The sequence below is a fragment of the Paenibacillus rhizolycopersici genome, assembly GCF_014947195.2.
Taxonomy (GTDB): domain Bacteria; phylum Bacillota; class Bacilli; order Paenibacillales; family Paenibacillaceae; genus Fontibacillus; species Fontibacillus rhizolycopersici.
Window position 1 is genome coordinate 115,220 of sequence record NZ_JADCNN020000011.1, and the last position, 25,767, is coordinate 140,986.

At 51.6% G+C, this 25,767-nt stretch carries 22 protein-coding genes; 20 read left to right on the forward strand and 2 right to left on the reverse strand.

Annotated elements, in window-relative coordinates; all coding sequences use genetic code 11:
* Positions 1 to 4 precede the first annotated feature (4 nt).
* The 18 genes from IM700_RS13745 (at position 5) to IM700_RS13830 (ending at position 22,586) form a co-directional block, all read left to right on the forward strand.
* Positions 5 to 1,657: an extracellular solute-binding protein gene (locus tag IM700_RS13745; RefSeq protein WP_193416132.1), complete on the forward strand. Its 1,653-nt coding sequence runs from the start codon at positions 5 to 7 to the stop codon at positions 1,655 to 1,657.
* A gap of 60 nt (positions 1,658 to 1,717) precedes the next feature.
* Positions 1,718 to 2,641: an ABC transporter permease gene (locus IM700_RS13750; protein ID WP_193416133.1), complete on the forward strand. Its 924-nt coding sequence runs from the start codon at positions 1,718 to 1,720 to the stop codon at positions 2,639 to 2,641.
* A gap of 10 nt (positions 2,642 to 2,651) precedes the next feature.
* On the forward strand, positions 2,652 to 3,533 hold the full coding sequence (locus IM700_RS13755) for a carbohydrate ABC transporter permease (RefSeq protein WP_193416134.1): 882 nt from the start codon (positions 2,652 to 2,654) through the stop codon (positions 3,531 to 3,533).
* Between the two features lie 52 nt (positions 3,534 to 3,585).
* Entirely contained in the window at positions 3,586 to 4,716 is a 1,131-nt protein-coding gene (locus IM700_RS13760; protein WP_193416135.1) for a glycoside hydrolase family 88 protein, read from the forward strand.
* 201 nt (positions 4,717 to 4,917) lie between these two features.
* Positions 4,918 to 7,290 (forward strand): helix-turn-helix domain-containing protein, encoded by a 2,373-nt coding sequence (locus tag IM700_RS13765; RefSeq protein ID WP_193416136.1) that lies wholly within the window; start codon positions 4,918 to 4,920, stop codon positions 7,288 to 7,290.
* Positions 7,287 to 8,966 carry an extracellular solute-binding protein gene (locus IM700_RS13770; protein WP_239483888.1) on the forward strand — a complete coding sequence of 560 codons (1,680 nt, stop codon included), beginning with the start codon at positions 7,287 to 7,289 and terminating at the stop codon, positions 8,964 to 8,966. Before IM700_RS13765 ends, IM700_RS13770 begins: the two co-directional genes overlap by 4 nt.
* A gap of 182 nt (positions 8,967 to 9,148) precedes the next feature.
* Positions 9,149 to 10,078, forward strand: coding sequence for a hypothetical protein (locus IM700_RS13775; RefSeq protein ID WP_193416137.1), 930 nt, complete (start codon positions 9,149 to 9,151; stop codon positions 10,076 to 10,078).
* Positions 10,079 to 10,311: 233 nt separating this feature from the next.
* A complete protein-coding gene (locus tag IM700_RS13780) occupies positions 10,312 to 10,776 on the forward strand; it encodes a hypothetical protein (RefSeq protein ID WP_239483889.1) in 465 nt (154 codons plus the stop codon).
* A 7-nt stretch (positions 10,777 to 10,783) separates the two neighbouring features.
* A complete protein-coding gene (locus IM700_RS13785) occupies positions 10,784 to 11,803 on the forward strand; it encodes a CehA/McbA family metallohydrolase (protein WP_193416138.1) in 1,020 nt (339 codons plus the stop codon).
* A 16-nt stretch (positions 11,804 to 11,819) separates the two neighbouring features.
* On the forward strand, positions 11,820 to 12,569 hold the full coding sequence (locus IM700_RS13790) for a glycerophosphodiester phosphodiesterase (RefSeq protein ID WP_193416139.1): 750 nt from the start codon (positions 11,820 to 11,822) through the stop codon (positions 12,567 to 12,569).
* A complete protein-coding gene (locus IM700_RS13795) occupies positions 12,559 to 13,593 on the forward strand; it encodes a LacI family DNA-binding transcriptional regulator (RefSeq protein ID WP_193416140.1) in 1,035 nt (344 codons plus the stop codon). Before IM700_RS13790 ends, IM700_RS13795 begins: the two co-directional genes overlap by 11 nt.
* A 5-nt stretch (positions 13,594 to 13,598) precedes the next feature.
* Positions 13,599 to 14,423 (forward strand): ABC transporter permease, encoded by an 825-nt coding sequence (locus IM700_RS13800; protein ID WP_155607939.1) that lies wholly within the window; start codon positions 13,599 to 13,601, stop codon positions 14,421 to 14,423.
* Positions 14,424 to 14,455: 32 nt separating this feature from the next.
* Positions 14,456 to 15,496, forward strand: a complete 1,041-nt coding sequence (locus IM700_RS13805) for an ABC transporter ATP-binding protein (RefSeq protein ID WP_193416141.1) — start codon at positions 14,456 to 14,458, stop codon at positions 15,494 to 15,496.
* Positions 15,497 to 15,512: 16 nt separating this feature from the next.
* Complete coding sequence (locus IM700_RS13810; protein WP_193416142.1) at positions 15,513 to 16,697, forward strand: extracellular solute-binding protein; 1,185 nt, start codon at positions 15,513 to 15,515, stop codon at positions 16,695 to 16,697.
* Complete coding sequence (locus IM700_RS13815) at positions 16,694 to 17,533, forward strand: ABC transporter permease (protein ID WP_193416143.1); 840 nt, start codon at positions 16,694 to 16,696, stop codon at positions 17,531 to 17,533. The genes IM700_RS13810 and IM700_RS13815 overlap by 4 nt, the downstream gene beginning before the upstream one ends.
* Positions 17,534 to 17,652: 119 nt before the next feature.
* Positions 17,653 to 18,927: an MFS transporter gene (locus IM700_RS13820; protein WP_193416144.1), complete on the forward strand. Its 1,275-nt coding sequence runs from the start codon at positions 17,653 to 17,655 to the stop codon at positions 18,925 to 18,927.
* A 159-nt stretch (positions 18,928 to 19,086) separates the two neighbouring features.
* The gene (locus IM700_RS13825; RefSeq protein ID WP_193416145.1) at positions 19,087 to 20,640 is read left to right on the forward strand and encodes a UDP-N-acetylmuramoyl-L-alanyl-D-glutamate--2,6-diaminopimelate ligase; all 1,554 of its coding nucleotides are present in this window, start codon (positions 19,087 to 19,089) and stop codon (positions 20,638 to 20,640) included.
* Positions 20,641 to 21,056: 416 nt separating this feature from the next.
* A complete protein-coding gene (locus tag IM700_RS13830; protein WP_193416146.1) occupies positions 21,057 to 22,586 on the forward strand; it encodes an ABC-F family ATP-binding cassette domain-containing protein in 1,530 nt (509 codons plus the stop codon).
* A 40-nt stretch (positions 22,587 to 22,626) separates the two neighbouring features.
* On the opposite strand, the gene IM700_RS13835 is transcribed toward IM700_RS13830, so the two are convergent.
* A complete protein-coding gene (locus IM700_RS13835) occupies positions 22,627 to 23,349 on the reverse strand; it encodes a GT-D fold domain-containing glycosyltransferase (RefSeq protein ID WP_418888784.1) in 723 nt (240 codons plus the stop codon).
* A gap of 232 nt (positions 23,350 to 23,581) precedes the next feature.
* On the opposite strand from IM700_RS13835, the gene IM700_RS13840 reads away from it, so the two are divergent.
* A complete protein-coding gene (locus tag IM700_RS13840) occupies positions 23,582 to 24,271 on the forward strand; it encodes a glycosyltransferase (RefSeq protein WP_193416148.1) in 690 nt (229 codons plus the stop codon).
* A 45-nt stretch (positions 24,272 to 24,316) separates the two neighbouring features.
* The gene (locus tag IM700_RS13845) at positions 24,317 to 25,045 is read left to right on the forward strand and encodes a class I SAM-dependent methyltransferase (protein ID WP_193416149.1); all 729 of its coding nucleotides are present in this window, start codon (positions 24,317 to 24,319) and stop codon (positions 25,043 to 25,045) included.
* 85 nt (positions 25,046 to 25,130) lie between these two features.
* On the opposite strand, the gene IM700_RS13850 is transcribed toward IM700_RS13845, so the two are convergent.
* Complete coding sequence (locus tag IM700_RS13850; RefSeq protein ID WP_193416150.1) at positions 25,131 to 25,739, reverse strand: glycosyltransferase; 609 nt, start codon at positions 25,737 to 25,739, stop codon at positions 25,131 to 25,133.
* Between the last annotated feature and the right edge of the window lie 28 nt (positions 25,740 to 25,767).

The following is a 25,767-nucleotide window of genomic DNA, read 5'->3' on the forward strand; positions in this document are numbered from 1 at the left end:
GTTCATGAACACAAGATCGATCACCCGATGGGTATCAACCGGTCTGGCCATCGGCTTGCTTGGAACCACGCTGCTGGCTTGCTCAAATGGAGGGCAGGCGAATCGTGGAACTCAGAACGAAGAAGGAGTCAATTCAGGAGGGAATACGTCGGTGACGGAGGCGACGACCTATCCCATTCAAACCGATAAGTCGCTAACGTATTGGGGGGATCTGACAGGAAACCTGATCGGAGTGGTGAACTCGCTTAACGACGTGCCTTTCTTTCAGAAGTGGCAGGAGAAAACCGGGGTTCAACTCGAATTTACGTCACCGCCAGCCGGTCAAGCTAAAGAGGCGCTAAATGTCATGCTGGCATCGGGTGATTTGCCGGATATGATCGAATACAATTTCATGAGTTTTCCCGGCGGACCCGAGAAAGCGATCAGTGATGGATACATTCTCCGCCTGAACGATCTCATCGACAAGCACGCGCCAAATCTGAAGAAGTATCTGGAGGAGAATCCGGATATCGATAAAATGGTAAAAACCGATAGCGGCAGCTACTACGTGTTCCCGTTTATCCGGGGGGATGAGTACCTGCGGGTATTCCAGGGACCCATCATCCGTAAGGACTGGCTGGATGACTTAGGACTACCGGTGCCGGAAACCATCGATGAGTGGACCGCAACGCTAAGAGCGTTCAAAGAGAAGAAGGGAGCCGCTGCTCCGCTTTCGATGGTCAGCAAGCCACGATTCTTTAATGAATCTTACAACGGGGCGTTCCTTGGCGCTTATGGAGTGACGCTTGGCTTCTACCAAGAAGACGGCGCGATAAAGTTCGGACCTGCGGAATCCGGTTTCAAAGAATACTTAAGATTGTTCCAGGGCTGGTACAAGGAAGGGTTACTTGATAAAAATATCGCCACGGTCGACTCCAAAGCGATGGACAGTAACCTTGCTGCCGGCGCCACGGGTGCCACGATCGGCAACGCCGGCGGCGGGATCGGAAAGTGGCAGCCGCTAGTGGAAGCGAACGATCCGAAGGCGGTGCTGGTGGCTGCCCCTTATCCGGTGCTGAACAAAGGCGACAAGCCGAAATTCGGACAGCGGAATCAGGCGTACTCGTCCGAAGGAACGGTCGCGATAACGACGGCGTCCAAGGATCCGGAGCTCGCGGTACGACTGCTGGATTACGGTTACAGCGAGGAAGGGCATATGTTCTTCAACTTCGGGGAAGAAGGCGTAAGCTACGAGATGGTGGACGGGTATCCGAAATACACGGACTTGCTCCTGAAGAACTCCGACAAACTCGCACCGGCGCAAGCGATCTCGTTACACGCCCGCGGGAGCTATAACGGACCGTTCGTGCAAGACAAACGTTACGCGGAGCAGTTCTTCGCTCTACAAACGCAGCGGGATGCCATCGAAATCTGGAAGAATACCGATGCCGCGAAATACCAGTTGCCTCCGATCACGCCAACGCCTGAAGAAAGCTCGGAATATGCGGCGATTATGAACGATATCAACACGCTGGTGGATGAGATGACGATCAAGATCATTTTGGGTGAAGAGTCTGTCGACCAATTCGAAAGCTATGTGGAGAAGATGAAGTCTCTTCGCCTAGACCGGGCAATCGAGATCCAGACTGCGGCACTGGAGCGTTACAACAGCCGGTAATCGCAATGCGGGAGGGCGCGTACGCCCTCCCGAATAGAAATGAGGTGTATCCGAACACGCATGAGCAAACCAACCTCCTTCAAACGACGTTTCGTCCGCGACTTCCGGATGAACAAATACCTGTATCTGATGATGATCCCCGTCATCGCCTATTATGTTATTTTCCATTACGGCCCGATGTACGGCGCGATCATCGCATTTAAGGACTTCACCCCGATCAAGGGGATTCTCGGGAGCGACTGGGTTGGACTGAAGCATTTCGAGGACTTCTTCGGAAGCTACTATTTCCTGCGGGTGCTCAAAAACACGATACTCATCAGTTTATATACGTTGGCGTTTGAGTTTCCGGCACCGATTCTCTTGGCCTTGCTGATCAACGAGGTGCGCCGCCGCTACTTTAAACGGGTCGTACAAACGATTACGTACATGCCGTATTTTATCTCCCTGGTGGTGATCTGCGGCATCATTACGGATTTTACCAATGCAGACGGCTTGATAAACCGCTTGTTCATGCTGCTGGGGTACGATGGGCAAGCGATGCTGCAGAAGCCGGAGCTGTTCCGGCCGATTTATGTGTTGTCTGAGATCTGGCAGCGCATCGGATGGGAATCGATCATTTATATCGCGGCTTTGATGAGCATCGATCTGGAGCAATACGAGGCGGCGCGAATGGACGGAGCCAGTCGGCTTAAGCAGATGATCTATATCACGCTACCGGGGCTGCTGCCTGTCATCACCATCATGTTCATCCTGCGGATGGGGAATCTGCTTAATGTTGGTTTCGAAAAAATCATTCTGCTCTACAACCCGGTCACGTACGAGACGGCGGATGTCATTTCGTCGTTCGTGTACCGCAAGGGTCTGCTGGAATTCGGCTGGAGCTACAGCTCCGCCGTTGGGTTATTTAATTCGGTGATCAATCTCGCGCTGCTCGTCTCCGCGAACTACATCAGCCGCAAAGTGAATGAAAACAGCTTATGGTGAGGTGAAAGCGATGAAGACGGAAAGCAGTTGGTTGGATCGGTTATTTAATCTCGTGAATTATACGCTGTTACTGTTACTCGTCATAGCTACCTTATATCCGCTGTTGTATGTCTTGTTTGCCTCCTTCAGTGATCCGGCGCGTCTGTTGGCCTACAAAGGGCTGTTATGGAGGCCGGTTGGCTTCAGTCTGGAAGCTTATCGGAGCGTGCTGGCTAACCCGGGGATCGGGGTCGGGTTTCGCAATACGTTGTTTATCGTCGTTTTTGGGGTGACCGTCAACATTTTTATGACCGCCTTAGGGGCTTATGTATTATCCCGCAATAACGTGATGTGGAACAAGGTCTTCATGTTCCTCATTGTGTTCACGATGTTCTTCGGCGGCGGTCTGATCCCCATGTACTTGGTCGTCAAGGGCGTTGGCCTCCTGGACTCGTTATGGTCCACGATTATCCCGTTTGCGATTGGCACTTTTAATTTAATCATCATGCGAACCTCGTTTATGGGAATTCCGGACAGTTTGGAGGAATCGGCGAAGATCGATGGGGCGAATCATTTTACGATTCTGTTTCGGATCATTTTGCCGCTCTCGATGCCCGTGATCGCCGTGATGATTTTGTATTATGCCGTGGATAAATGGAATGGTTGGTTTTATGCCTCGGTGTTCATCAAAAGTCGGGAGCTGTTCCCGCTGCAGCTCGTGCTTCGCGAGATCCTGATCTCCAACTCGACGGATAGCATGTCCATCGGCGCCTCGGCCGGCGATCGGTTCCAGATCGGGGAGACGATCAAGTACGCGACGATTATTGTGGCTACCTTCCCGATCATGTGCGTGTATCCCTTTTTACAGCGTTATTTTGTGAAAGGCGTTATGGTGGGATCGTTGAAGGGGTAAGGTTAAATGGATGGGAAGACAAATCGACTAGAAATCGTGTAGGAGGAGAAGCATGACAACGACCATGGAAACGATCAGTGAAGAGGTTTGGTCGCGGCTGGAAGCGAAGGTACCCCGCATGCTGGCATCTCTGGGGAATAAGTGCCCCCATGTTGCGGGATCGGACGGAATTTATGACGATACAAGGATGGATTGGTGGACCTCGGGGTTCTGGCCGGGCATCCTGTGGCTGATGCATGACATGACGGGGGAACAATCCCTAAAGGACGCCGCCTGGTCTTGGGATGAACGCTTGTTTAAGTTGTTCCAGGAGGAGAACGCTTTTGATCATGACGTAGGTTTCCACTACTTGCCAACGGCGGTCTTCAAATATAAGCTGACAGGCGACAAAGACGCTCTTCGCCGGGGGTTATTTGCGGCGAATTACCTGGCCGGGCGCTTCAACCCGCGGGGCGGTTATATTCGGGCATGGAACGGCGGCGATAAGGCCGGCTGGTCAATTATCGATACGATGATGAACGTATCGCTGTTATTCTGGGCTTCCGAGGAAAGCGGGGATCCGCGGTTTGCCCATATCGCCAGAGCTCATGCGGATAGGGTCATGAGAGAGTTCGTGCGAGCGGACGGTTCTACCCATCATATCGTTGCTTTCGATCCGGAAACGGGTGAACGCATAGAGGCGCTTGGCGGGCAAGGCGCGGGTCCCGACTCCGCCTGGAGCCGGGGAAACGCTTGGGCGCTTTACGGACTGGCGAATACGTACCGCTACACCGGCGACTCTGCGTACTTAAGCGCGGCCCAGCACGTGGCGAACTTTTTTATCGCCGGGTTGCCGGAAGACAGCGTTCCGCCGTGGGATTTCCGCGCATCGCAAGTAGAGGAGGGAGAAGAAGTTCCACGCGACACCTCGGCTGGAGCGATCGCCGCATCCGGCTTGCTGGAGCTGGCGGGCTTGCTGGATGAGCCGATTGGCCGACCTTACCGGGCAGCGGCCGAGCGCATCCTCGGCTCACTGGCAGCAAAATACGCCACCTGGGATGATCCGCAGCATGAGGCGATCCTGCTGCAGGGAACCGGCCACAAGCCGGCCAACCAGAACGTGAACGTTTCGTTGATCTACGGAGATTATTTCTTTGTCGAGGCATTCGCTAAGCTTAGAGGCTGGAGCCGGCGTATTTTCTAAAGTTCAGCCCAATAGAATCGGCCCGAAGGACCGCAAGGTTTCTTCGGGTTATTGGCGTTGGTAAGGGTGAAGTCCCGCTCGCGTGCCGTAATTGTCAATCGAATTGAACTTTTTATCTATAGGCTTTTGCCTGGGGACCACGTTATAATTAGGACTTGATCCGATGCACCGACAAACCGGAAAGATACGGGGGAGAAACGGATGCTGAACATTCAATCCTTGTGGCGGAAGCGGGAAAGCGTGATTGTGACCTGGCTCGTTTCGTATAGTGCAGTGTTGTTCGTGCCGATTCTGATCAGCCTCGTCATTTATGCTCAAGCCAATGCGGCTCTCAAGAGCGAAATTCACCGGGCGAACGATTCGCTGCTGAAGCAAATGCGCTATACGATCGATACGCAGATCGATCTAATGAAGCGGCTGAATATGGAGATGACCTGGAGTCCGAATCTGCAGACGCTCATGTACTCGACCCAGTCCGAGGCTGAAGCTCCTTATACCGCTTATCAGTTGGTCAAAGAATTTCGTTTGTTCAAGACGTCGTATGCAACGATTGATGAATTTTACGTGGTTTGGAAGAAAGGCGATGCGATCCTTCGGGCGGGCAATATCCGGGATTTGCCAACCGCTTTTCATACGATCCACCAGACGGGTGCGATGAGTATGGAGGCCTGGGAACGCCTCGTTTTGGAAGCGGATACAAACCGATTTGTGGTGCTTCCTCATCTGAATGCGGGGCCGGCGGAATCCTCCATCGCTTATGTTACGCAGTTGCCGCCGAATCTGAATGGTCAAGAGACGGGGGCCGTTGTGGTCATGACGGATACAAGCCGGTTCCAGCAAGCGATCGAGGGGATCTCGGGCTTCAGTGAGGGTCTGCTGCTGATTCTAAATCAGAATAACGAAGTCTTGATGACGAATCGAAATAATGCCGATGTACTGCTCCCGTTTATGGACGGGAACCGCGTCAGGCTGGATCAAGCACAAACAGGCGAATCCGAATTGTTCTACATGGATTCCGCGATATCAGATCTTAAATATGCCTTGATTATCCCAAGCGGATTGTATTGGGAAAAGGCCGTCAACGTCCGTAACTTCACGTATGTCAGTATCCTGGTTAGCTTGGTTGGCGCCGGCGTGCTGACGTGGTTCTTCATGCGGCGCAACTACTCGCCGATTCAACAGCTCGTGGAATCGCTGACGGATAAGACTACGCAAACCTTACCGGGGGAGACCAACGAATTGCGCTTCATCCAGAACATGATCCTGCGTACGCGGTCGGAGAAGAACGAGATTGCGCAGCAGCTCCAGAAGCATCAGCAGGTGTTACGGTCCAACCTGATTTACCGGCTGCTCAAAGGTAAAACCGATCCCCTGGTTCCTTATGAAGAGTCGTTTCGTTCGTTTCAGATGTCGCTGCATTCCCTGGATTTTGCTGTCATCTTGTTTGTCATCGAAAATGAGGATCATCTCTACGACAAGCTGCCGGGCGTGGGCCTGAACGAAAGGAGCAAGCTGATTCAGCTTATCATCTCCAACGTAGTGGAGGAGCTGGTCGAAAGTCGCGGGCACGCCGGATACGTCGCGGAGGCGGATGAGATGATGGTATGCCTGGTGAATCTGCGGACGGATTCCTCCCGTTGGAGTCAGGAACTGAGCGAGATCGCGGTGGAAGCGCAGCGGTTCTTGGAACGGTATGACATGGAGTTGACCATCTCGATCAGCGGACGTCATTCATCCTGGATCGGCATTCACGAAGCGTATCAAGAAGCGGTGGACGCGATGGAGTACAAGATGGTTTTGGGCAAGAAAGGCATCATCGCTTACGGGGATATCCGTCAGGAGTCAGCAGACGGCCCATACGGGTACGATTATCCGCTGCAAGCCGAGCAGCAGCTCATCAACTTGATGAAGGCCGGCGATGCCGAGCAGGCCGGCAGTTATATGAACGAGATTATGAAGCGGAATTTGGAACAGCCGGTGATGTCGCTCAACGTTGCGAAATGCCTCATGTTCAATCTGGTTAGCACCATGATCAAGGTCATTCATGAAATAGGCGGCCACGATGACGATGAGAGGCTGGCCGGCTATCCGCTCTGGATCGACGATGTTCTGGCCTGCGATACCGTTCAGGAAATGCAAAGCGCATTACATGGCTTGTTGGAAGAAGTTTGTACGTTTGCCGCTGCGAAACGCGTAAGTCATCTCTCGAGGGAGCGAGAGGACTCGCTTCGCAGCCTGTCGGAGCAAGTGACTGCTTATATAGCGGCTCGTTACAGCGACGTGAATTTGAATGTAAATGCGATCGGTGACCATTTTGGCATGAAGGGCAGTTATCTGTCCAAGCTTTACAAGAATCAGACGGGTGAAGGGTTGCTGGACAGCATCCATCGAAGCCGAATCGAGAAGGCGAAGGAGCTGATGCGGTTCCAAACCGATTCGATCAGCGAGCTCTCCAAGGTCGTGGGGTATAACGATGCGGCCACATTTATTCGGGTGTTCAAAAAATATGAAGGGATCACGCCTGGCAGATATAAAGAGATCAGCGGAATGAACGGGAAGGAGGCTACGGGATGAATCGAACGGGTAAGCGGAAGGGGCGGCTTCCGATGATAGATCGGGGATGGGCAGTGACGCTGATGCTGGCGCTGCTGGTCGTTTTGCTGGGAGCATGCGATCCTTCTGAAGGGTTACCTCGCGTGAACTCGGCGGCCTCAGCGGGAAAGTCGCAGATGTTGGGGTCAGGTGAGGACAATGCCCTCGACACACCGCTAACGTTAACTTACTGGGCAGAACTGAACGGAAATGCGGCCAGCATTAAATCCAACTTTAATGAGGTCCCCTTCTTCCAGGAATGGCAACGGAGAACCGGGGTCGATTTGAATTTCATCCAGCCCCCCGCCAATCAAGGGAAGGAGGCGCTTAGCGTTCTGTTGGCTTCCGGCGAGCTGCCGGATTTAATCGAATATGAATGGATCCATTATCCGGGCGGTCCTGAGAAAGCGATCAACGATGGATATATCCTGAGACTAAATGAGATCATTGATCAATACGCTCCTCATCTGAAAGAGTACCTCAGCGAGCATCCCGACATCGATCTGCAGGTTCGCACGGCCAACGGGAGTTATTACGCTTTCCCCTTCATTCAGGGCGACAAGCGACTCCGCACGTACCAGGGGCCTATCATTCGCAAGGATTGGCTTGATGAACTTGGGCTCGAGGTGCCGGAGACGATCGCAGAATGGCATGATGTGCTAATAGCATTCAAGGAACACAAGGGGGCTAAAGCGCCGCTGACGTTTCTTGGCGTACCGAATCCGCTGTTCGGCATAGAAGGTGGCGGGTTCGTTGGCGCTTTTGGAATCAAGAAAGACTTCTATCAGGAGCAGGGAAAGGTGAAGTTCGGCGCGATCGAACCGGAGTATAAAGCGTTTCTTGCCTTGTTCCGCGACTGGTTCAAGGAAGGGCTGATCGATCCCAATCTTGCGGCCGTGGATTCGGAAACCCAGGACACCAGCATGATTCTTGGACGCAGCGGCGCAAGCATTTGGAATGCCGGGGCGGGGATCGGGACCTGGCTGCCTCTAATGCAGGCGAAGGACCCCTCCGTAGAACTGGCGCCGGCACCATATCCGGTGTTGAACAAAGGCGATCGTCCGAAATTCGGCCAGTTCGCCCCAGCCGTTGGCGCCAGCGGCGGCGTTGCGATCTCGACAAGCAATCCGCATGTGGAGGAAGCGGCCCGAATGCTAGATTACGGGTATAGCCCGGAAGGTCATTTGTTGTTCAACTTCGGGATGGAGGGAGTCAGCTACGAAATGAAGGACGGGGATCCCACCTATACGGACCTCATCTTGAAAAATCCGAACCAATGGGCTCCGTCGCAAGCCCTGGCGATGTACACCCGAGCCAGCTATTTCGGTCCGTTTGTGCAGGATGTGCGTTATATGGAACAGTATTACACGCTGCGGGAACAGCAAGAGGCAACCCGGCTCTGGTCCGATACGGATGCCGCGCTCCACACTTTGCCATCCCTGCCTAAAACCGAGGAGGAGAGCACGGAATTCTCCATGATTATGCAAGACGTCAACCGGATCGTGGATGAGATGTCGCTTAAAATCATCTACGGAATCGAACCGCTCGATGCGTTTGAAGGCTATGTGGAGCAAATTCATACCATGGGGATTGACCGTGCGCTCCAAATCCAGCAGCGGTCCTTGGACCGGTTCAATCAAGGGCTGTCGGCTAAGTGAATGGCAGAATAGCCCAATAATCAGGCCCCGACGCCCTGCACTTTGGGTCAAATTGATCATTCGTTGACCATCCTTTTTGTGTTAATCTCATTCTGAATCGAATAACCCTGTGATAGGGGAAGTGAACCCCCTTATCCAGAGCGAGGAGAAATACGAGAAGGATTGGAGCGTAGAGAAACGAGATGAACCGAGTGAAGAATAAGGCGATACTTCTGTTATTGGCGATTTGTTTGATTTTAGCATGCGGAGTTACCTCTCCGGCCCAAGCGAAGGAGCCGCAAACCAAGGCGATTTGGGCGTGGGATTTTTATGAAGCCGCTTCGAACTCGAACAAAATCACGGCGATATTGAAGTTTTTGAAAGAACAGGACATCAACCTGTTGTTTATCGGAACGAGCAAGACTTTACCAGATCAACCCGCTACTTACGAAGAGTTGATCCTTAGAGCACATGAGGAGGGGATTCGTGTCTTTGCGCTGGTTGGAAGAGCGGAATGGGCCTTGGAGGGCCGCCATCGCGAGGCGTTAGCTGAACTGCAACAGGTGCTTTCGTTTAATGGATCTCACCCGGCCAGTGTCTTTGACGGGATTCAATATGATATCGAACCGCACACTTTAGCGGAATACAAAACCAAGCGGGGTTCCGTCAACTATCAGTACATCCAAGTATTGAAGAAAATCGCTGGAGAAATCAAAGCAAGCGGCGACTCACTAGAGTTCAACGCAGCGATTCCCTGTTGGTATGCCTCGGGGGAGAATCCTGTGATGGTCGATACGGGTGGACAACGTAAGCCCTTAAGTTACTTTGTATTGGATATTGTGGATACCGCATCCCTGATGGCGTATCGTGACACGGCCGAACGGCAAATTCGTGCGTCTCTGGTGGAAGCGAATTACGCGGCCAAACTGGGCAAAAAGGTGTACATTGGCGCAGAGACCAGTGCGCCGAATGGTTCTACGATTCCAAATGAAATCACGTACTACAACAAAGGTTCGGTCTACTTGGACAAACAGATTAAGGCGATCAACGCGTATTATGCGCAGCACGAAGGATTCGGCGGCGTTGCGATTCATCAGTATTCCGCTTACAAAAAAATGATGCAAGGGCGCTAAGGATTCCGATATCTTCAGCACCCCAGGCAATGTAAAAATAGTTGATCAGGAGCGTAGAATCCTAATCGACTATTTTTTATTTTAGGAGGCTACTATCCTTGTCCTTTACAGAAGATTAACATGCGGATGATACCGCCTTGATGTTTGCCCAGTACCATGAGAGATATATGGGACCGTTCCCAGTCGGGAACAAGTCCCTAAGCAGTAATTCAAGAAGAGGACGGTGAATCATTTTGCACTTGCCGGTTCTGGATAGGAAAGGACGCTTTACACCGGAAAATTCCAAAACGCATGTCCGCATTCCGTTTCAAATAGATCAAGACTGCAAACTGCTGCAACTACGCTTTGAGTATGCTCCGAAAGTGCTGGAAGATCGTGACCGATCGTTGATGCTGCTCATGCAAAGTTTCGATTCTTACCTACTGCCGGAACAAAGAGAACCGGCGTTAACCCAAGCGGACAGTTACCTTCCGTTGAAAAATCTGATCACACTCTCGTTAGATGATCCGATCGGTTATCGAGGAGCCTGTCATCGCCATGACCCGACGTTAGAACTAGAACTCGCCGTGGACCACGCTTCACCGGGGCTGATGCCAGGCCGGCTGCTTGCCGGTGATTGGCAAGTCACGTTGAGCATTCATTGTATCGTGACGGATTCGTGCGAATATCGATTACAAATTTGGGCGGAAAGGAGTTGAAGTGGAGGTGAGATGGATAGCTTGCGAGCTGCATACGCATACGCAGCACAGCGATGGCGTCCAAACGCTGGAAGAGCTGGCGGCGGGGGCTGTTGAACTGGGCTTCGACGCGATCGCCCTAACGGACCACAACACGATGTCAGGGCTCGCGGGGAAGGATTCCATCGCTAGCCAATACGGGCTACTAATCCTGCCCGGCATGGAGTGGACAACGTTTTATGGGCATATGGTCACGCTAGGGTTAAGCGAATACGCGGATTGGCGAAGTGCGGACCCAAGCCAGATCGCAGACGGCATTCAGGCAGTGCATCGCCTTGGCGGCATTGCGGGGTTGGCCCATCCGTTCCGGATCGGGAGTCCGGCATGTACGGGATGTTATTGGGAATATGAGCTGAAGGATTGGTCCGTCGTCGATTATATCGAAGTCTGGTCCGGCACGTTCGCTTCCATCCGCACCAATAACCGACGAGCTTTTGCCCTTTGGACCGACAAGCTGAATGAGGGATTTCGGATCTCCGCGACTTCGGGTCGAGATTGGCATGCGCAGATGAAAACAGAAGAACCTCTATCAGTCACATATCTCGGTATCCCAGACGGCGAGCAGCCGACGGAGGAACTGCTGGTTGACTCCCTGCGGGAGGGGAGAGCTACCGTTACGGTCGGGCCTCTGCTGAACCTTGCGATATTTGCCGATGGCCATAAGTTCGAGTTAGGCTCCGTGGTCTCCTCACCGTTGCAAGCGGAGGATCAGCGGGAGTTGCAAGCTAGTGTAACCATCGATTTTACAGTGAGATCGGGATTATGGTTCTTATCCGATCAAACCATCAAGCTAATTCTCTGCTCCGACCAGGGGCAGGAATTGGATATAGAGGTCACGTGGAGCAAAAACAACGCGAATGAGCCGGTTTGTCTATCCGGTTTGCTGCTTTCACCCGGGCCTCGAAAATGGCTGCGGGCTGAGCTTTGGGGCATCGTGCAAGGGGCTCATGCAATCATCGCTTTTACCAACCCGGTTTATTTCGATTAAGGAGGTACTTCATGGCATGAAGCAATTTCCGTTAGTAACGGCCCATACCGGCTGCATGGGACATCCTGATCACTCCCTCGCCTCATTCCGGGCAGCACTGGCAATCGGGGCAGACGTTTATGAGGATGACATTCGAGTTACTCGCGACGGAGGACTTGTCCTGGCACATGATGACGAAGTGGCATTGGCGGAGGGGCGCACCGGAAGGTTATCGGACATGACGTTGGCGGAGTTGGATGAACAATCGGTTGAAGATCGGCTTCCGCTAGCCTCGGTTCTTCGGTGGATTAAGGAAACCGGCAAAACAATGAATCTTGACATCAAATCCGCTGCTTGTCTAGAACCTTTAGCAGAGATGCTGACCAGAATGGAGATGGCCGACCAAGCTTTCTTTAGCGGATGCGAGTACCCCGTCGCACTAGAGGCCGATCGCAGAGCTCGGCAATTCCGAAAGCTGCTGAACGTGAACATCGACAGTTTCCTGACAAGCCCTTATGCCGAAGCCGTTGATCGAGCTTGTGATGAGGGACGTGCGGCCAGATGTTTCGGTTTAAATGTCCCGTATCAATTGATTCGGCCTGAGTTCATGGATGCAGCGAAACGAGCAGGTCTAGCCGTATTTGTTTGGACCGTTTCGGATCCATCAGAAATGCGGCGAATGGCCGGCATGGGTGTGGATTCGATCACGACCCGTGACGTTGCTGCGCTTCTAGCGGTGAAAGCTGAAACGTTAAACAAAGAAGGGAGATCGTACGTTGACGAATAAGACGAACCATGGCCTTCGGGAGTTAGCTCAGTTGGCCGGGGTGTCCAAATCCACGGCTTCCCGAGTCATTTCCGGCAATGGGTATGCCAGCCCTGAGGTGAAGGAACGCGTCCTGCAAGCAGCGGAAACACTCCGCTACAAGCCGAATGCCGTTGCGCGAGCCATGGTAACCAAACGAACGAACAACCTTGGCGTAATCGTGTTTCGAGAGCAGCCGCCCATTGTCTCCCATCCGCTTTACGGCAAGATAATTGATGAAATCCTTGTGGCATCCGAAGCTCGGGGGTATTCTGTCTTCTTGAAAACGGATCGGGAAATGAGCTTACGTTCTACGGATTTTTTGCTGGAACAGCGGGTAGACGGATTGATTCTGGTTAGCCGACTTCAGAAGAACGTGATTGATTATGTCAAAAAATTCAATCTTCCTTATCTAATGGTCAACGGCTCGACCGATGACCCCGAAGTCATCCATTTGGTCAGCAATGATGAAACCGGGGGAGGCCGAGCGGCCGATTATTTGCACGGGCAGGGCCATCGAAAATTTTTCGTTATTGCCGGTCCGATCGAGCATCGCAGCCATTCGCTGCGCTTGGCGGGGTTCACCCGCCGCCTGGAACAACTCGGTATCTCCACGCAATCGAGTGCCGTGAAGATTGTTCCATCTCCGGAGTCCAACTTTGCTTACGGAATCAAGCTAATGGAAGAGCACTATCAGGTTTTCATAGATCAAGGTTATTCCGCCTTGTTTACGACTAACGACATGCTGGCGCTGGGGGCGATGAAGCTGTTGCTGGATCGCGGGGTCCGCATTCCGCAGGAGGTGGCGGTGATGGGTTATGACGACATTGAGCTCGGCAGTATGTATTCGCCGTCCCTGTCCACGGTCAGCGTAGATGCAACAGGCATCGGAAGGGACGCGGTGGAGCTGCTCGACAAGCTGATCCGAGGTGTAACGGATTTGCCGAAACTGGTGGAATACAACAGCCATGTCGTCATCCGCCAATCAACAGAAGGAAAGGAGTGAGTTAAATGCTTTGGTACTGGAAAAAAGTCGGGGCAAAGAGAATCATCGAATTTGTGCTGCTAACGGTTTTTGCGATATTTTTTGCCGGGCCGCTTTTGAATTTGCTGGTGCTCGCGTTCAGTGAGAAATGGAACTACCCGGACGTGCTGCCGGAAGCCTGGGGCTTCAAGTGGTGGAACTTCGTCCTGGCTAAGGATGATATCGTCTCATCGATCTCGTTGTCGTTCTTCATCGCGGCCATCGTGACGGCCTTATCGATCGTCATCTGCATACCCGCAGCTTACGCATTTGCAAGAATTCAGTTTCCGCTAAAGCGAATGTTCCTGTTCTCGTTCCTGCTGACGCATGCGTTCCCGAAGATGGGACTGTATGTCTCGATTGCGGTATTGTTCTACCGGATCGGTTTAATGAACACCTTGCTGGGGGTTGTCTTGATTCACATGATCAACGTGCTGATGTTTATGACCTGGATCCCGACGGCATCCTTCCGCAATGTGCATCGGGCCCAGGAGGAATCGGCACGGGATGTCGGAGCCAGTCCGTTCCGGGTGTTCCGCAGCATCACGCTGCCGATGGCGATGCCCGGGATTATGGTCGCTTCGGTCTTTACGTTTCTGAATTCGTTGGATGAAGCACAAGGGACGTTTCTCGTCGGTATTCCCGATTTCAAGACGATGCCCATCGTCATGTATTCCATTATCTCGGACTTTCCGAGCAGCGCGGGTGCGGTATTCTCCATCATCCTGACCTTGCCAACGATCCTCTTGCTGCTTGCCGCGCAGCGGTTGGTCAGCGCCGATGTGCTGGCAAGCGGATTCCAAACGAAATAAGCCGACCATGGGAGAAAGGGGCAGTAACTAACATGATATTAGCGGTACGTAATTTGACGAAACGCTACAAGACAGGAGACGGGGTCAGCGATATCAATTTAACGGTGGAACAAGGCGAGTTGGTGACGTTGTTAGGTCCCTCGGGATGCGGCAAAACGACGGTGCTGCGCAGCATTGGCGGTTTTCTCGAGCCGGATTCGGGCGACATTCGGATTGAAGGTCAAAGTGTCATCGGGCTGCCGCCCGAAAAACGTCCGACCTCGATGGTTTTCCAAAGCTACAACTTATGGTCGCATATGTCCGTTTACGATAACCTAGCTTTCGGCCTGAAGATTCGCAAAGTACCCAAAGCGGAAATTCGCGCAGCGGTCGCCGATGCGCTCAAGCTGGTCCGTCTCTCGGGGTACGAGAAGAAGTATCCGGCCGAATTATCGGGCGGCCAGCAACAACGCGTCGCCTTGGCCCGGTCCCTGCTGCTCAAGCCGGCCGTGCTGTTGCTGGACGAGCCTTTCTCGGCGCTGGACGCGAAGCTGCGTCATGAAATGCGCGAGGAGCTTCGCGAAATCCAGATGCAAACCGGACTCACGATGGTATTCGTTACGCATGATCAGGAAGAGGCTTTGTCGCTCTCTGACCGGATCGTTGTTATGAATCACGGGCGCATTGAACAGATTGCCGGTCCACAACAGATTTATGATGCGCCCGAGTCTTTATATGTAGCCGGTTTTATCGGCAAAATGAACTTTTTGGAGGGGGTGGCGGATGAAGGGAGCATCCGGATCGGCGCGCTTCGCTTTCCGAACGAGAAGCGACTCAGCGGTAAAATCACCGCGGCATTCCGACCGGAGGACGTAGTCTTAAGTGAATTGACGGAGAAGGGCGAGTTGTTGGAAGGGAAGATCAAGCAGGTGATGGTCCTCGGGCATTACGCTGAGGTCACCGTTGAACTGGCTGGATGGGGGATTCTGCGGACGTTTCAGTCCAAGGAAGCCACGCAGCATCTGTTTATCGGGAAAGAAGTTGGCGTACAGATCGTTAAATTGATTGGGTTTCCGACAGGCGAACCTAACTAAGGGAGGATAAACGAAAATGCGATCCAAAAGACCATGGTTAACCCTATTATCTACTGCGTTATTATCAATGACGCTACTCTCCGCATGTGGCGGTGGCGGTGCAAATGGAGCGGCGTCGAATGCATCATCGCCAAGTGAATCAACTACGGCTCCGGCTGCGGCCAGCGCGCCCGTCAAGTTTAACTTCTATTTTACGGGTTCGCAGAACGTCAAAGATCTATGGGATACGCTCGTTCCGATGTTTGAGGAGCAAAACGATCAGGTTGATGTGAACCTGGTTTACATTCCGTCCGGAACTGGCGCAGAACCAACTTACGACCGCATTCTGGCCGCGAAGCAAGCCGGCAAAGGCTCGGGCGATATCGATTTATACGAGGATGGAATCGGCGTCGTGGCCCAGGGCACGAAAGATGGGGTATGGAAGCAATTAGAGACGAATGCGATCCCTAACTTGGCCAATGTCAATGCGGACACGATGAAGGACGTGGACAATTACGCAATTCCTTATCGCTCTTCCGCCGTTGTCTTAGCTTATGACAGTACGAAAGTTACGAATCCGCCGAAAACATTGGACGAATTGCTGGCCTGGATCAAAGCCAACCCGGGGCAATTCGCTTATAATGACCCGTCCACCGGCGGTTCGGGGAGTTCGTTCGTGCAGACGGTGATCTACAAGGATCTTCCCGAAGAGGATATTCACAATTCCGATCCATCGGTAATGGATAAATGGGATCCTGGGTTCCAAACGCTGAAGGAACTTGGCCAATATGTTTACGGCGACGGCATTTACCCCAAGAAAAACCAGGGCACGCTGGATCTGCTGATGAACGGCGAGGTTTCACTGATTCCGGCATGGTCGGATATGGTACTGCAACAGCTGAATGAAGGGCTGCTTCCCGATACGGTCAAAATGCAACAAATCACACCTGGCTTTAACGGCGGTCCAACTTATCTGATGGTGAACGGGGAATCGGATAAGCAAGAGGCGATTTATCAGTTCCTGAACTTCGTCCTATCGCCGGAAGCCCAAGCGGTCATCGTTGAGAAAATGAACGGGTTCCCGGGCATCGAACTGGCCAATATGCCGCAAGAAACCCAAGAGAAATTCAAGGGCGTTGCCGAAGGCTTCCGCACCTTTAACATCGGGGATTTAGGTACAGAAATCAACAAACGCTGGCAGAGCGACGTTGCTGCGCAATGAGTAAGGAGTGGAAACAAGCGTTGGCGGGGTTGGCGATGGTCCTCCCCTCCTTCGCGATTTTATTGGTCGTCGTCATTATTCCGATCCTTCAATCCCTGATGTTAAGCCTCACCAACGAGACGGGTGGATATGACCTGAGCCGATACCACGTTTTGTTTACCGATAAGGGGATGCGGGCGAACATCCTATTTACGCTTCGGATAACCGTAATCACCTGCGCGTTGGTGCTGCTGATCAGCTATAGCTTGGCGGTATACATGCGCTTCAATCAAGGACCGATCGTCGAGTTGATCCGGAAAACCTATATGATCCCTTTATTCATCCCGGGGGTCATCGCCACCTACGGATTAATCAATCTTCTCGGCAACCACGGGTGGCTGGCACGCCTGTTAGAGCATATCGGAGTCACGCTGCCGCGTATCATTTTCGATGAGAAAGGGATCATAATCGCGAATCTCTGGTTCAACATTCCGTTTACAACGATGCTGCTCAGCTCCGCGTTGGCCGGGATTCCTTCGTCGGTCATCGAAAGCGCCAAGGATGTTGGGGCAGGGAGGTTCAGGCTGTTTGCGAGATTTATTTTCCCTCTTTCGTATAAAACGTTCCTGGTTGCCCTCACCTTTGTATTCATGGGAGTGATCGGCTCGTTTACGGCTCCGTTCCTGCTGGGCGCCAACTCCCCGCAAATGCTGGGGGTCTCGATGCAGCAGGTGTTCAGCGTCTTCCAGGAACGCGAGCAAGCGGCGGCGATGGCTTTTTTCACTTTCCTGCTTTGTTCGGTACTTGGGGCATTTTACATTCGCTCCATGGCCAAGGAAGAAAACGTCAAAATGTAATGATCTTCTGCGTAACCCCGGCTAACGGGGTTATTTTTTTATAGTCAACATTTCCATTGTTTGGGGAATCGGGTTCGATTAAAGTATAATAATACCTAAATACATGAAGTTGGAAGGGGATGGCCGTGAATAACGCAGACAGGTCAAATCAATCCGTACCAAAGGAATCGTGGAGAAGGAATATTGTTCTCTTCTTGAGCAGTCAAACCATTTCGTTGTTTGGTTCTTCGCTCGTGCAATATGCAATCATGTGGTACATCACGTTAAATACCAAATCAGGGATCATGATGACCCTATACATTCTATGCGGTTTCATCCCGACGTTTCTATTATCTCCTGTGGCGGGCGTCTGGGCAGATCGCTACAACCGGAAGGTGTTGATCATGCTGGCGGATGGCATGATTGCAATGTCCACGCTGGTGATGGCAATCCTGTTCTTGATGGGCTACAAAGAGGCATGGTTGTTGTTCGCGATCGCTGCAATCCGGGCGCTTGGTTCGGGCGTGCAGACACCGGCAGTTGGGGCGATTTTGCCGCAGATCGTACCTACTGACCGGTTGACCAAGGTGAACGGGATCAACGGAAGCATCCAGGCGGTAATTATGTTTGTGTCCCCGATCGTTAGTGCCGCGCTCCTTACCGTAGCGACAATCGAAGCGATCTTCTTCATCGATGTGGTTACGGCGGCGATTGCGATACTGACGTTGCTTCTTTATTTTCGAATACCGTCTCATCCCAAAGCCTCCGATCAACCGCCGACCAGTTACTTCAACGATCTTAAAGAGGGACTGGCTTACATAGGTCGACAAGCTTATCTGAAATCCTTCTTTAAGTTTATGGCAATCTTTTTTATTCTGATGGCCCCAGCCGCCTTTTTAACCCCGCTTCAGGTTACTCGGAGCTTTGGCGATGAGGTTTGGCGGCTCACGGCGATCGAAATCGCCTTCTCCGTGGGGATGATGGCTGGAGGGGGGCTGATCGCGGCATGGGGAGGCTTTCGGAACAAAGTCCACACCATGACCTTAGCTACCGTTCTCATGGGCTTGTGCACCTTCTTGCTAGGCATCGTTCCTGTCTTCTGGGTCTACTTGGCGTTTATGGCTTTGTTCGGCGTGGCGATGCCGGCTTTTAATACCCCAACGATGACAATGATTCAGGAGAAAGTCGATGAAAACTATATGGGCAGAATCTTTGGCGTATTCAGCATGATCTCCACTTCCATGATGCCGATAGGGATGTTGATCTTCGGCCCAATCGCCGATGCGGTCGCGATCGAATGGCTGTTAATCGGTACAGGACTTCTAATCCTGTTCCTATCGATCTTTCTCGGACGTAACCAACCGCTGCTAGAGGCTGGCAAACCGGCAGCCCAGGAACCTACCGCTTCCTCATGATAAAAGCAGGCCCGTAAGGGGCCTGCTTTTTTGATTTAGAGTTTGCAATAAGCAAATAGGATCTTGGTGATGAAGTCGAAATATGGGGAATAAACCGGATTTTCGGCGGGCAACATGTAACCACAAAGGCGTTCAGGACCTAGGAAAGCAGGGGAATAAGTGAAGCTGAACCTTCTATTGAATCCATTATTCATCAAAGAGGTGCAGGGGAAGGTTGAACTGGACATCAGCGGAATCGAAATCGATTCGCGGCGGGTGATGCAAGGGTGTTTGTTCGTATGCTTGCCAGGTACCGTCTACGATGGACACCAATTTGCGGTTCAGGCGGTTAATGCCGGCGCAATCGCCCTGATCACTGAGAGGAAGCTGTCAGAGATCCCTTCCCACATTACGACCGTGCAGGTTCCGGATGCGCGGCGGGCATTGGCCATTCTGGCGGATGTATTCTATGGTCGGCCGACAAGCCGGTTGAAGTTAATCGGGATTACAGGCACAAACGGAAAAACGACGACAACCCATTTAGTCGAGCATATATTTAATGAAAATGATAAACGAACCGGACTGATTGGTACGTTATATATGCGAATCGGGAATTACAGGGAACAGACCGTAAACACCACACCTGAATCCCATGTGCTGCAGCGGAATTTCCACACGATGTTGGAACAGGGCGCGGAGTATGCGGTGGTTGAGGTATCTTCCCACGCACTTGATATGGGCAGGGTCAGGGGGTGCCAATTCCGCACAGCGGTTTTGACCAATGTCACACATGACCATTTGGATTATCACGAATCGATGGAACGGTACAGCGATACGAAATCACTGCTGTTCTCGCAGCTGGGCAGCGCCTACGGAGATGAGCCGAAGATCGCGATTTTGAATGCGGATGATCCGGTTTCTCCCCTATATGCCCGTAAAACAGCCGCTCAGGTCATTACGTATGGCGTCAAGAACAGAGCGGACATTCGTGCGAGCGAAATCCAGATGAAGCCGGATGGAACGTCACTCCAGGTGGATACCTTCCAAGGGAGGACCCAACTGAATTTGAAGCTGCTAGGAATATTTAACGTGTATAACGCTCTGGCGGCCATCGCGGTAAGCTTGTCGGAGGGGATTCCGCTTCAGCAGGTAAAACGGAGCCTGGAAGCGTTTGAAGGGGTGATGGGACGATTCGAACCGATCTACGCCGGACAAGATTTTACCATCATCCTGGATTACGCCCATAATCCGGATGGATTGGAGAATGTACTGCAAACCGCCAAAACGCTGACGCATGGCAAATTATACTGTGTATGCGGGTGCGAAGGGGACAAGGACCGGATGAAACGCCCGATCATGGCCCGGGTAGCAGCATCTTACGCGGATTTCGCGATTTTTACGTCGGATAATACCCGATCGGAAGACCCCGACTCGATCCTTCGCGACATGTTGGAGGGGCTGGAGGGGGGACCCATCCCGAGTAGCGGTTATACGGCGGTTCTGGACCGGCGGGAAGCCATTTCGCAGGCCCTTGAACTTGCCCATCCCGGAGACTGCGTTGTTGTTGCGGGTAGAGGTCATGAGACTCACTTGATCGCAAAGGGACAAAGGATTCCGTTTGACGATCGCGAGGTGATTTTGGATTTGTTGGGATCCAAGACAACGCTAACGATGCCGCCGGAGTCGTGGATGGAAGGAAATGTCGTTGTCCACGTACCGGAAGCCTCCTTGTGAGATATCCGCATAGAGATTTTGAGAAGGGCGTGAAAATGAAGGGCATTTATGATAAAATAAAGGGGATTTATGGAAAGGTTGGTGTAAACCATGATTTACCTCCAAAATGGAAAACTCGTTAGGGAACTTCGCTCCGTACACATGTTCAGGATGAAGCATTGTGCGGAGCTTAATCGGGAAGCTTAGCTTCCTGCATTCATCGGTCTAAAGCTAGGCACGGAACGCATAGGGGGGAAGAACCTACGCTTATTCGGATGCGGCTTTAAACCGATAAATGCATGATTTAAGGACCAAGGACAATGTTTTGTCCTTGGTCCTTTGTGTTTTTTTACGGGGTTCCCCCAGAGCAGAGGACTGGCGCCGTTAGGCGCTTGTTTCTCTGCTTTTTTTATTTCAACAGAAGAGAGGTCATTCACATGAGTTTATTAGAAATGAGCGGCATTACCCATCGTTTCGCGGACAAGGAACTTTATCGCGCGGCTTCGTTGGAATTACATGCGGGAGAGCATATGGGACTCGTCGGGCAAAACGGCGCGGGAAAAAGCACGCTGATCCGCATGTTAACCGGCGAGGTGATTCCCGATCAAGGCATCATTAAATGGCAGCCGCGTCTACGGTTGGGTCATTTGGATCAATATGCCCGGATACCGGGAGATGTGACGATCCGCAACTATATGAAAACCGCTTTTGACGAGCTTTATAAGTTGGAACGCAAAATGACCGAGATCTATCAGGAGGTTGCGATCACGGGGGATGAGAGCAAGTTGAGACAGGCGGCGTTATGCCAGGAAAAGCTGGATACCGGTGATTTTTACGGGATCGACAGCCGAATTGAACAAACGGCCATGGGCCTGGGAATTCATGCGATGGGTATGGAGAGGCCGCTGTCGGAGTTAAGCGGCGGCCAAAGGGCTCGGGTTATCTTGGCTAAGTTGCTGCTCAGTGAGCCGGATGTATTGCTGCTCGATGAGCCGACCAATTTCCTGGACCGGGAGCATGTAGAATGGCTGTCCGGCGCGTTGGTTGCATTCCGTGGCGCTTATGTCATCGTTTCTCATGATGCCGCGTTCCTCCAGAAGGTCACGAACTGCATCTGTGATATTGAGTTTGGGTCAATCCGGAAATACCCGGGAAGCTACAATGACTATGTACGACAGAAGGAACATCTGCGACTCGATTACGAACGACGTTATGAAGCACAGCAGAAGAAAATTGAAACAACGGAAAGCTATATCCGCAAGAACATTGCTGGCGTTAACAGTAAAATCGCCCAAGGACGGCGCAAGCAACTGGAGAGGATGGAACGTCTGGGACCGCCGGTTCAGACCCATCCACCTGCGTTTCGGTTTCAAGAGCTGGCGCCACCCGGCCTTATCGCGCTGGAGACACGCCGGCTCGTGGTCGGTTATGGCCAACCGTTGTTGCCGCCGCTTTCTTTTAAAGTACCCGGCGGTCAAAAACTGGTGGTAACAGGCTTCAACGGCATCGGCAAGTCGACGTTGCTAAACACGTTGGTTCGGAGGCTGTCTCCCGTATCCGGTGATGCTCGTTTTGCGGATCGGGTGCATATTGGCTATTTTGAGCAGGACCTTGCTTGGGAGAATCCGACTCTATCGCCGATCCAATATATCTCCGACTATCGTCCCGATTTAGACGGCAAGGAGATTCGTAAACAATTGGCTCGTTGCGGGATAAATCAGACGCTGGCCTCACGAGAGATCGGAACGCTGAGTGGCGGGGAACAGTCGAAAGTGAAATTATGCCGGTTGCTGCTCACCCCTTGCAACTTTTTGATCCTCGACGAACCCACCAATCACCTGGATCAGGTTGCCAAGGAAGCGTTGCGTCAAGCATTAATTGAATTCCGCGGCAGCGTGCTGCTGGTCTCCCACGAACGCTCCTTCTACCAGGATTGGGCGGATCGCGTGATGCGCATTGGGAAGTAAGGCGTTAGTAGGAGATATGATCACAAAGGGCGTCCCATTCTTAGTTGGGGCGCCCCTTTAGTATAATATTGTTCGCTTTGCCGAAATCGAGCGCCACCTTACCCGTAAGGGCTGCAATCTGTTCGGAAAGAACAACTGCACTAACCCCGCAGGAGATCAAAGCGACGTCAAAGCTATCCTTATGTGCAGTAATCCATTTCAGCGTACTCCGGTACTCTTGCCACTGATTAAAGGCCAAGGCGTGCACGATATTTTGCTTGTACGGCTTCTTTTCGAGACGTTCCTTGATCTTATGAGCTTCCCGCGTGAGAATCAAAACCCTTCGACCGGACAGAAGCGACCAGAACTCCTCCATACGGGCCAGTTCCCGATTCACACCGGCATGGCAGATCACGGCGGGTTCGATTCGGTAATAAGAGAGGATTTGATCGGTTAACGGTCTTTTTAAATAATCCGGTGCGTTGATCGTATTGTCATCAGCGGGCAGAATCCCTACAACAGTGGCCTTCCGGACGGAAGAAACGACGGCGTTACGCAATGGCAGATTCGGCAAATGGATGCCTTTTTCCCCGCGGTTGGCTTTAATCGCCCATCTTTCCTGAAGCACTTTTGATAAAGACCAGACGTTTTGCTGAGCCATCACCAAGTTCTCCCCATCGCCGATCCGCACCAAGGAAAACGGCCTCCGGTTCACGACCGCTTCTTCTATTCTCTTAAGCAAGTCTCGAGTTTCTAAATAAATTTGAGGCATCGGACATTTCATTCCTTTCAATGGCTTGATGATCCCAGTTTATGATTGCGAGATCTATTTGCATTGTGTGCTTGTACCTCTTAGCAAATTTAGGCAGTTCGCTTGACTATTTTCTCAGAGATTTATGGAATACGTCCTGTCCTTCTCTTGTTGCCTAGCGTATAGTGTAAGATCGATAGCTTTGCTATACGACGATAACGAGGATCGCACTCTCGGAAGGTATCACGAAAGGGAGGTATAAGAAGTGTCCAAAAAAGTGGTGATTGATAGCAACTTCAATACGTATGGCTTTAATCCCCAGCGGCTCACGCGCCAATGGTTGGAGAAGCGGATCGAAATCTTCCGCAGCTTCACATTGAAATCGCTGCAAGCCCAAACCAATTCGGATTTTCTGGCCATCTTCAAAATCGTACCCGAAACGGAAAGGATCGTGACCGAAATTCTAGCCAAGTATCCGCCGCTTCCTCGTAACGTTTGGTTTGGGACGATTAGCGACAGTGCAGACCGAATTAAAGCCTTTGCGGAGAAAAGCGAATACTTGTATCTTGCTCGAATGGATTCCGACGATTTGTTTCACAGAACATACGTCCAGCAGCTTTACGATTTTCGACCCAAAGCGGGAACCGTAGCCTTAATCAATCAGAACGGATACGCTTTAGATGTCTTAAAGGGAGAAATGGTTCCGATGTTTCGCAAATCCCCGCCTTATTATGTATTTTTGTACAAGACTAAGGAGTATTTATCCGGATACCGCGTCAAGATTCCGGGCCGCGGCACGCATGGGAGTGTTATTGAATTGCCGCATGAGCTGCTAACCCCTCGCAACTTCGTTGAAGTCAATCACGGGCATAACACACAAATGAGACAAATCCCAGAGAAGGGTCGCCTGAATTCCGCGGAACAAAAGAAAGTGCTGAAAGAGTTTATGCAGTAGTGGCAGGTTTTCGGAAAACTACGTTAACAATGGAGGTGAAACAAGATGACGATTTACGATCGGGTAAACGAACGTTATTACGGTCTGATTAATTCGTCGGTATCCCACGAATCGACGCGAGCTCGTATTCATTGGATATGCCGTGCGGTTACCGGAAGAAAAATACTTGACGTAGGCTGCAGCCAGGGGATTACTTCGATTTTGCTGGCACGCGAAGGACTAAGCGTAACCGGCGTCGATCTGGAGGTTGAAAGCATTCGTTATGCCCGGAGAGAACTGGCCAAAGAGTCGGCTCCGGTACGAGATAACGTACATTTCTTACTTACAGATGTGACCGAATGGAAAGCAACTAATCTTTTCGATACGGTGATTTTGGGAGAGATCCTGGAACATTTCGCCAACCCCGCTATTTTACTGCGTCAAGCCTTCCGGCTTCTGAAGGAGAAAGGCACCTTGGTCATAACGGTACCTTACGGTTATCATCCGTTCTACGATCATAAGCAGACGTTTTACGCAGGGAATCTCGGGGTTAGCCTGGATCCTTGGTTTGAAGTGAATCAGATGGAACTTCAGCATAAATATTTATGCTGTACCGCCACTAAACGACAGAAAGTTAACGCAGATGGGTCGCCAGACACAGCGAAGCTGATGGCATGGGTTGAATTTGACAGCAAGCAGTTTAAGTCTCTGGAGGTAAAACACCTAGAAGCGATGAGTCAACGTAAAGCTACTTACGAACAGGCCATGCAGCAGTTAAGAAAACAGAGCAAATAAACTTTCTAGCCTGGGGGAAGGAGCAATTTGGCGAGTAAGAACCGTCCGACGGTTTTGACGGACGGTTTTTCGTGGTGCGTTTCAATTATTTCTTGCGGTTCCGATAAATGTGAGTTTCGGATCCTTCTCTCGGATAGTTATACCAGTAAGCTACGATTCCCGTGTATTTGCAGGCGGGTTTTTTATCGATTAATAACTTGTGGAAATTCACATCGCCAGGAACCGGGCCTTGGGTACCAAATCGGCTGTCTCCGATAAAGCTTCTGCGGATAATTTTGAATTGCCCGGACTTGCGATAAGGATCGTCTGTGGATTTTTTCTCGAGAATTTTTCCGAGCCTCGTGACCATGTTGTAATAATAAATGTCATACCTGCCATCCACTTGTGCCAGAACTTCGCGAATAGCGGGCAAATAATAATCGTCGCTGTCAATAATGGCCACATAATCGCCAGTCGCTTCGTCCAGACAACGGTTATAGGCGTGCCCGGCCCCTGCATTTTTTCGGTTTTCCAGGATTCGAAGCTTAGGGCAGTGTTTTTGGTAGTTTTTGAGAAGAGCTAATGTCTTGTCCGTCGAACCGTCGTCACATATTACGATTTCATGCGCATCTTCTTTGGGGATACTGTCGAGCATCCGTACGATCCACGCTTCGCTATTAAAAGTCGGAGACAGAAAGCTGACTTTCTTCTTCACACGTACACCTCCCAATGGTTTAGATTTG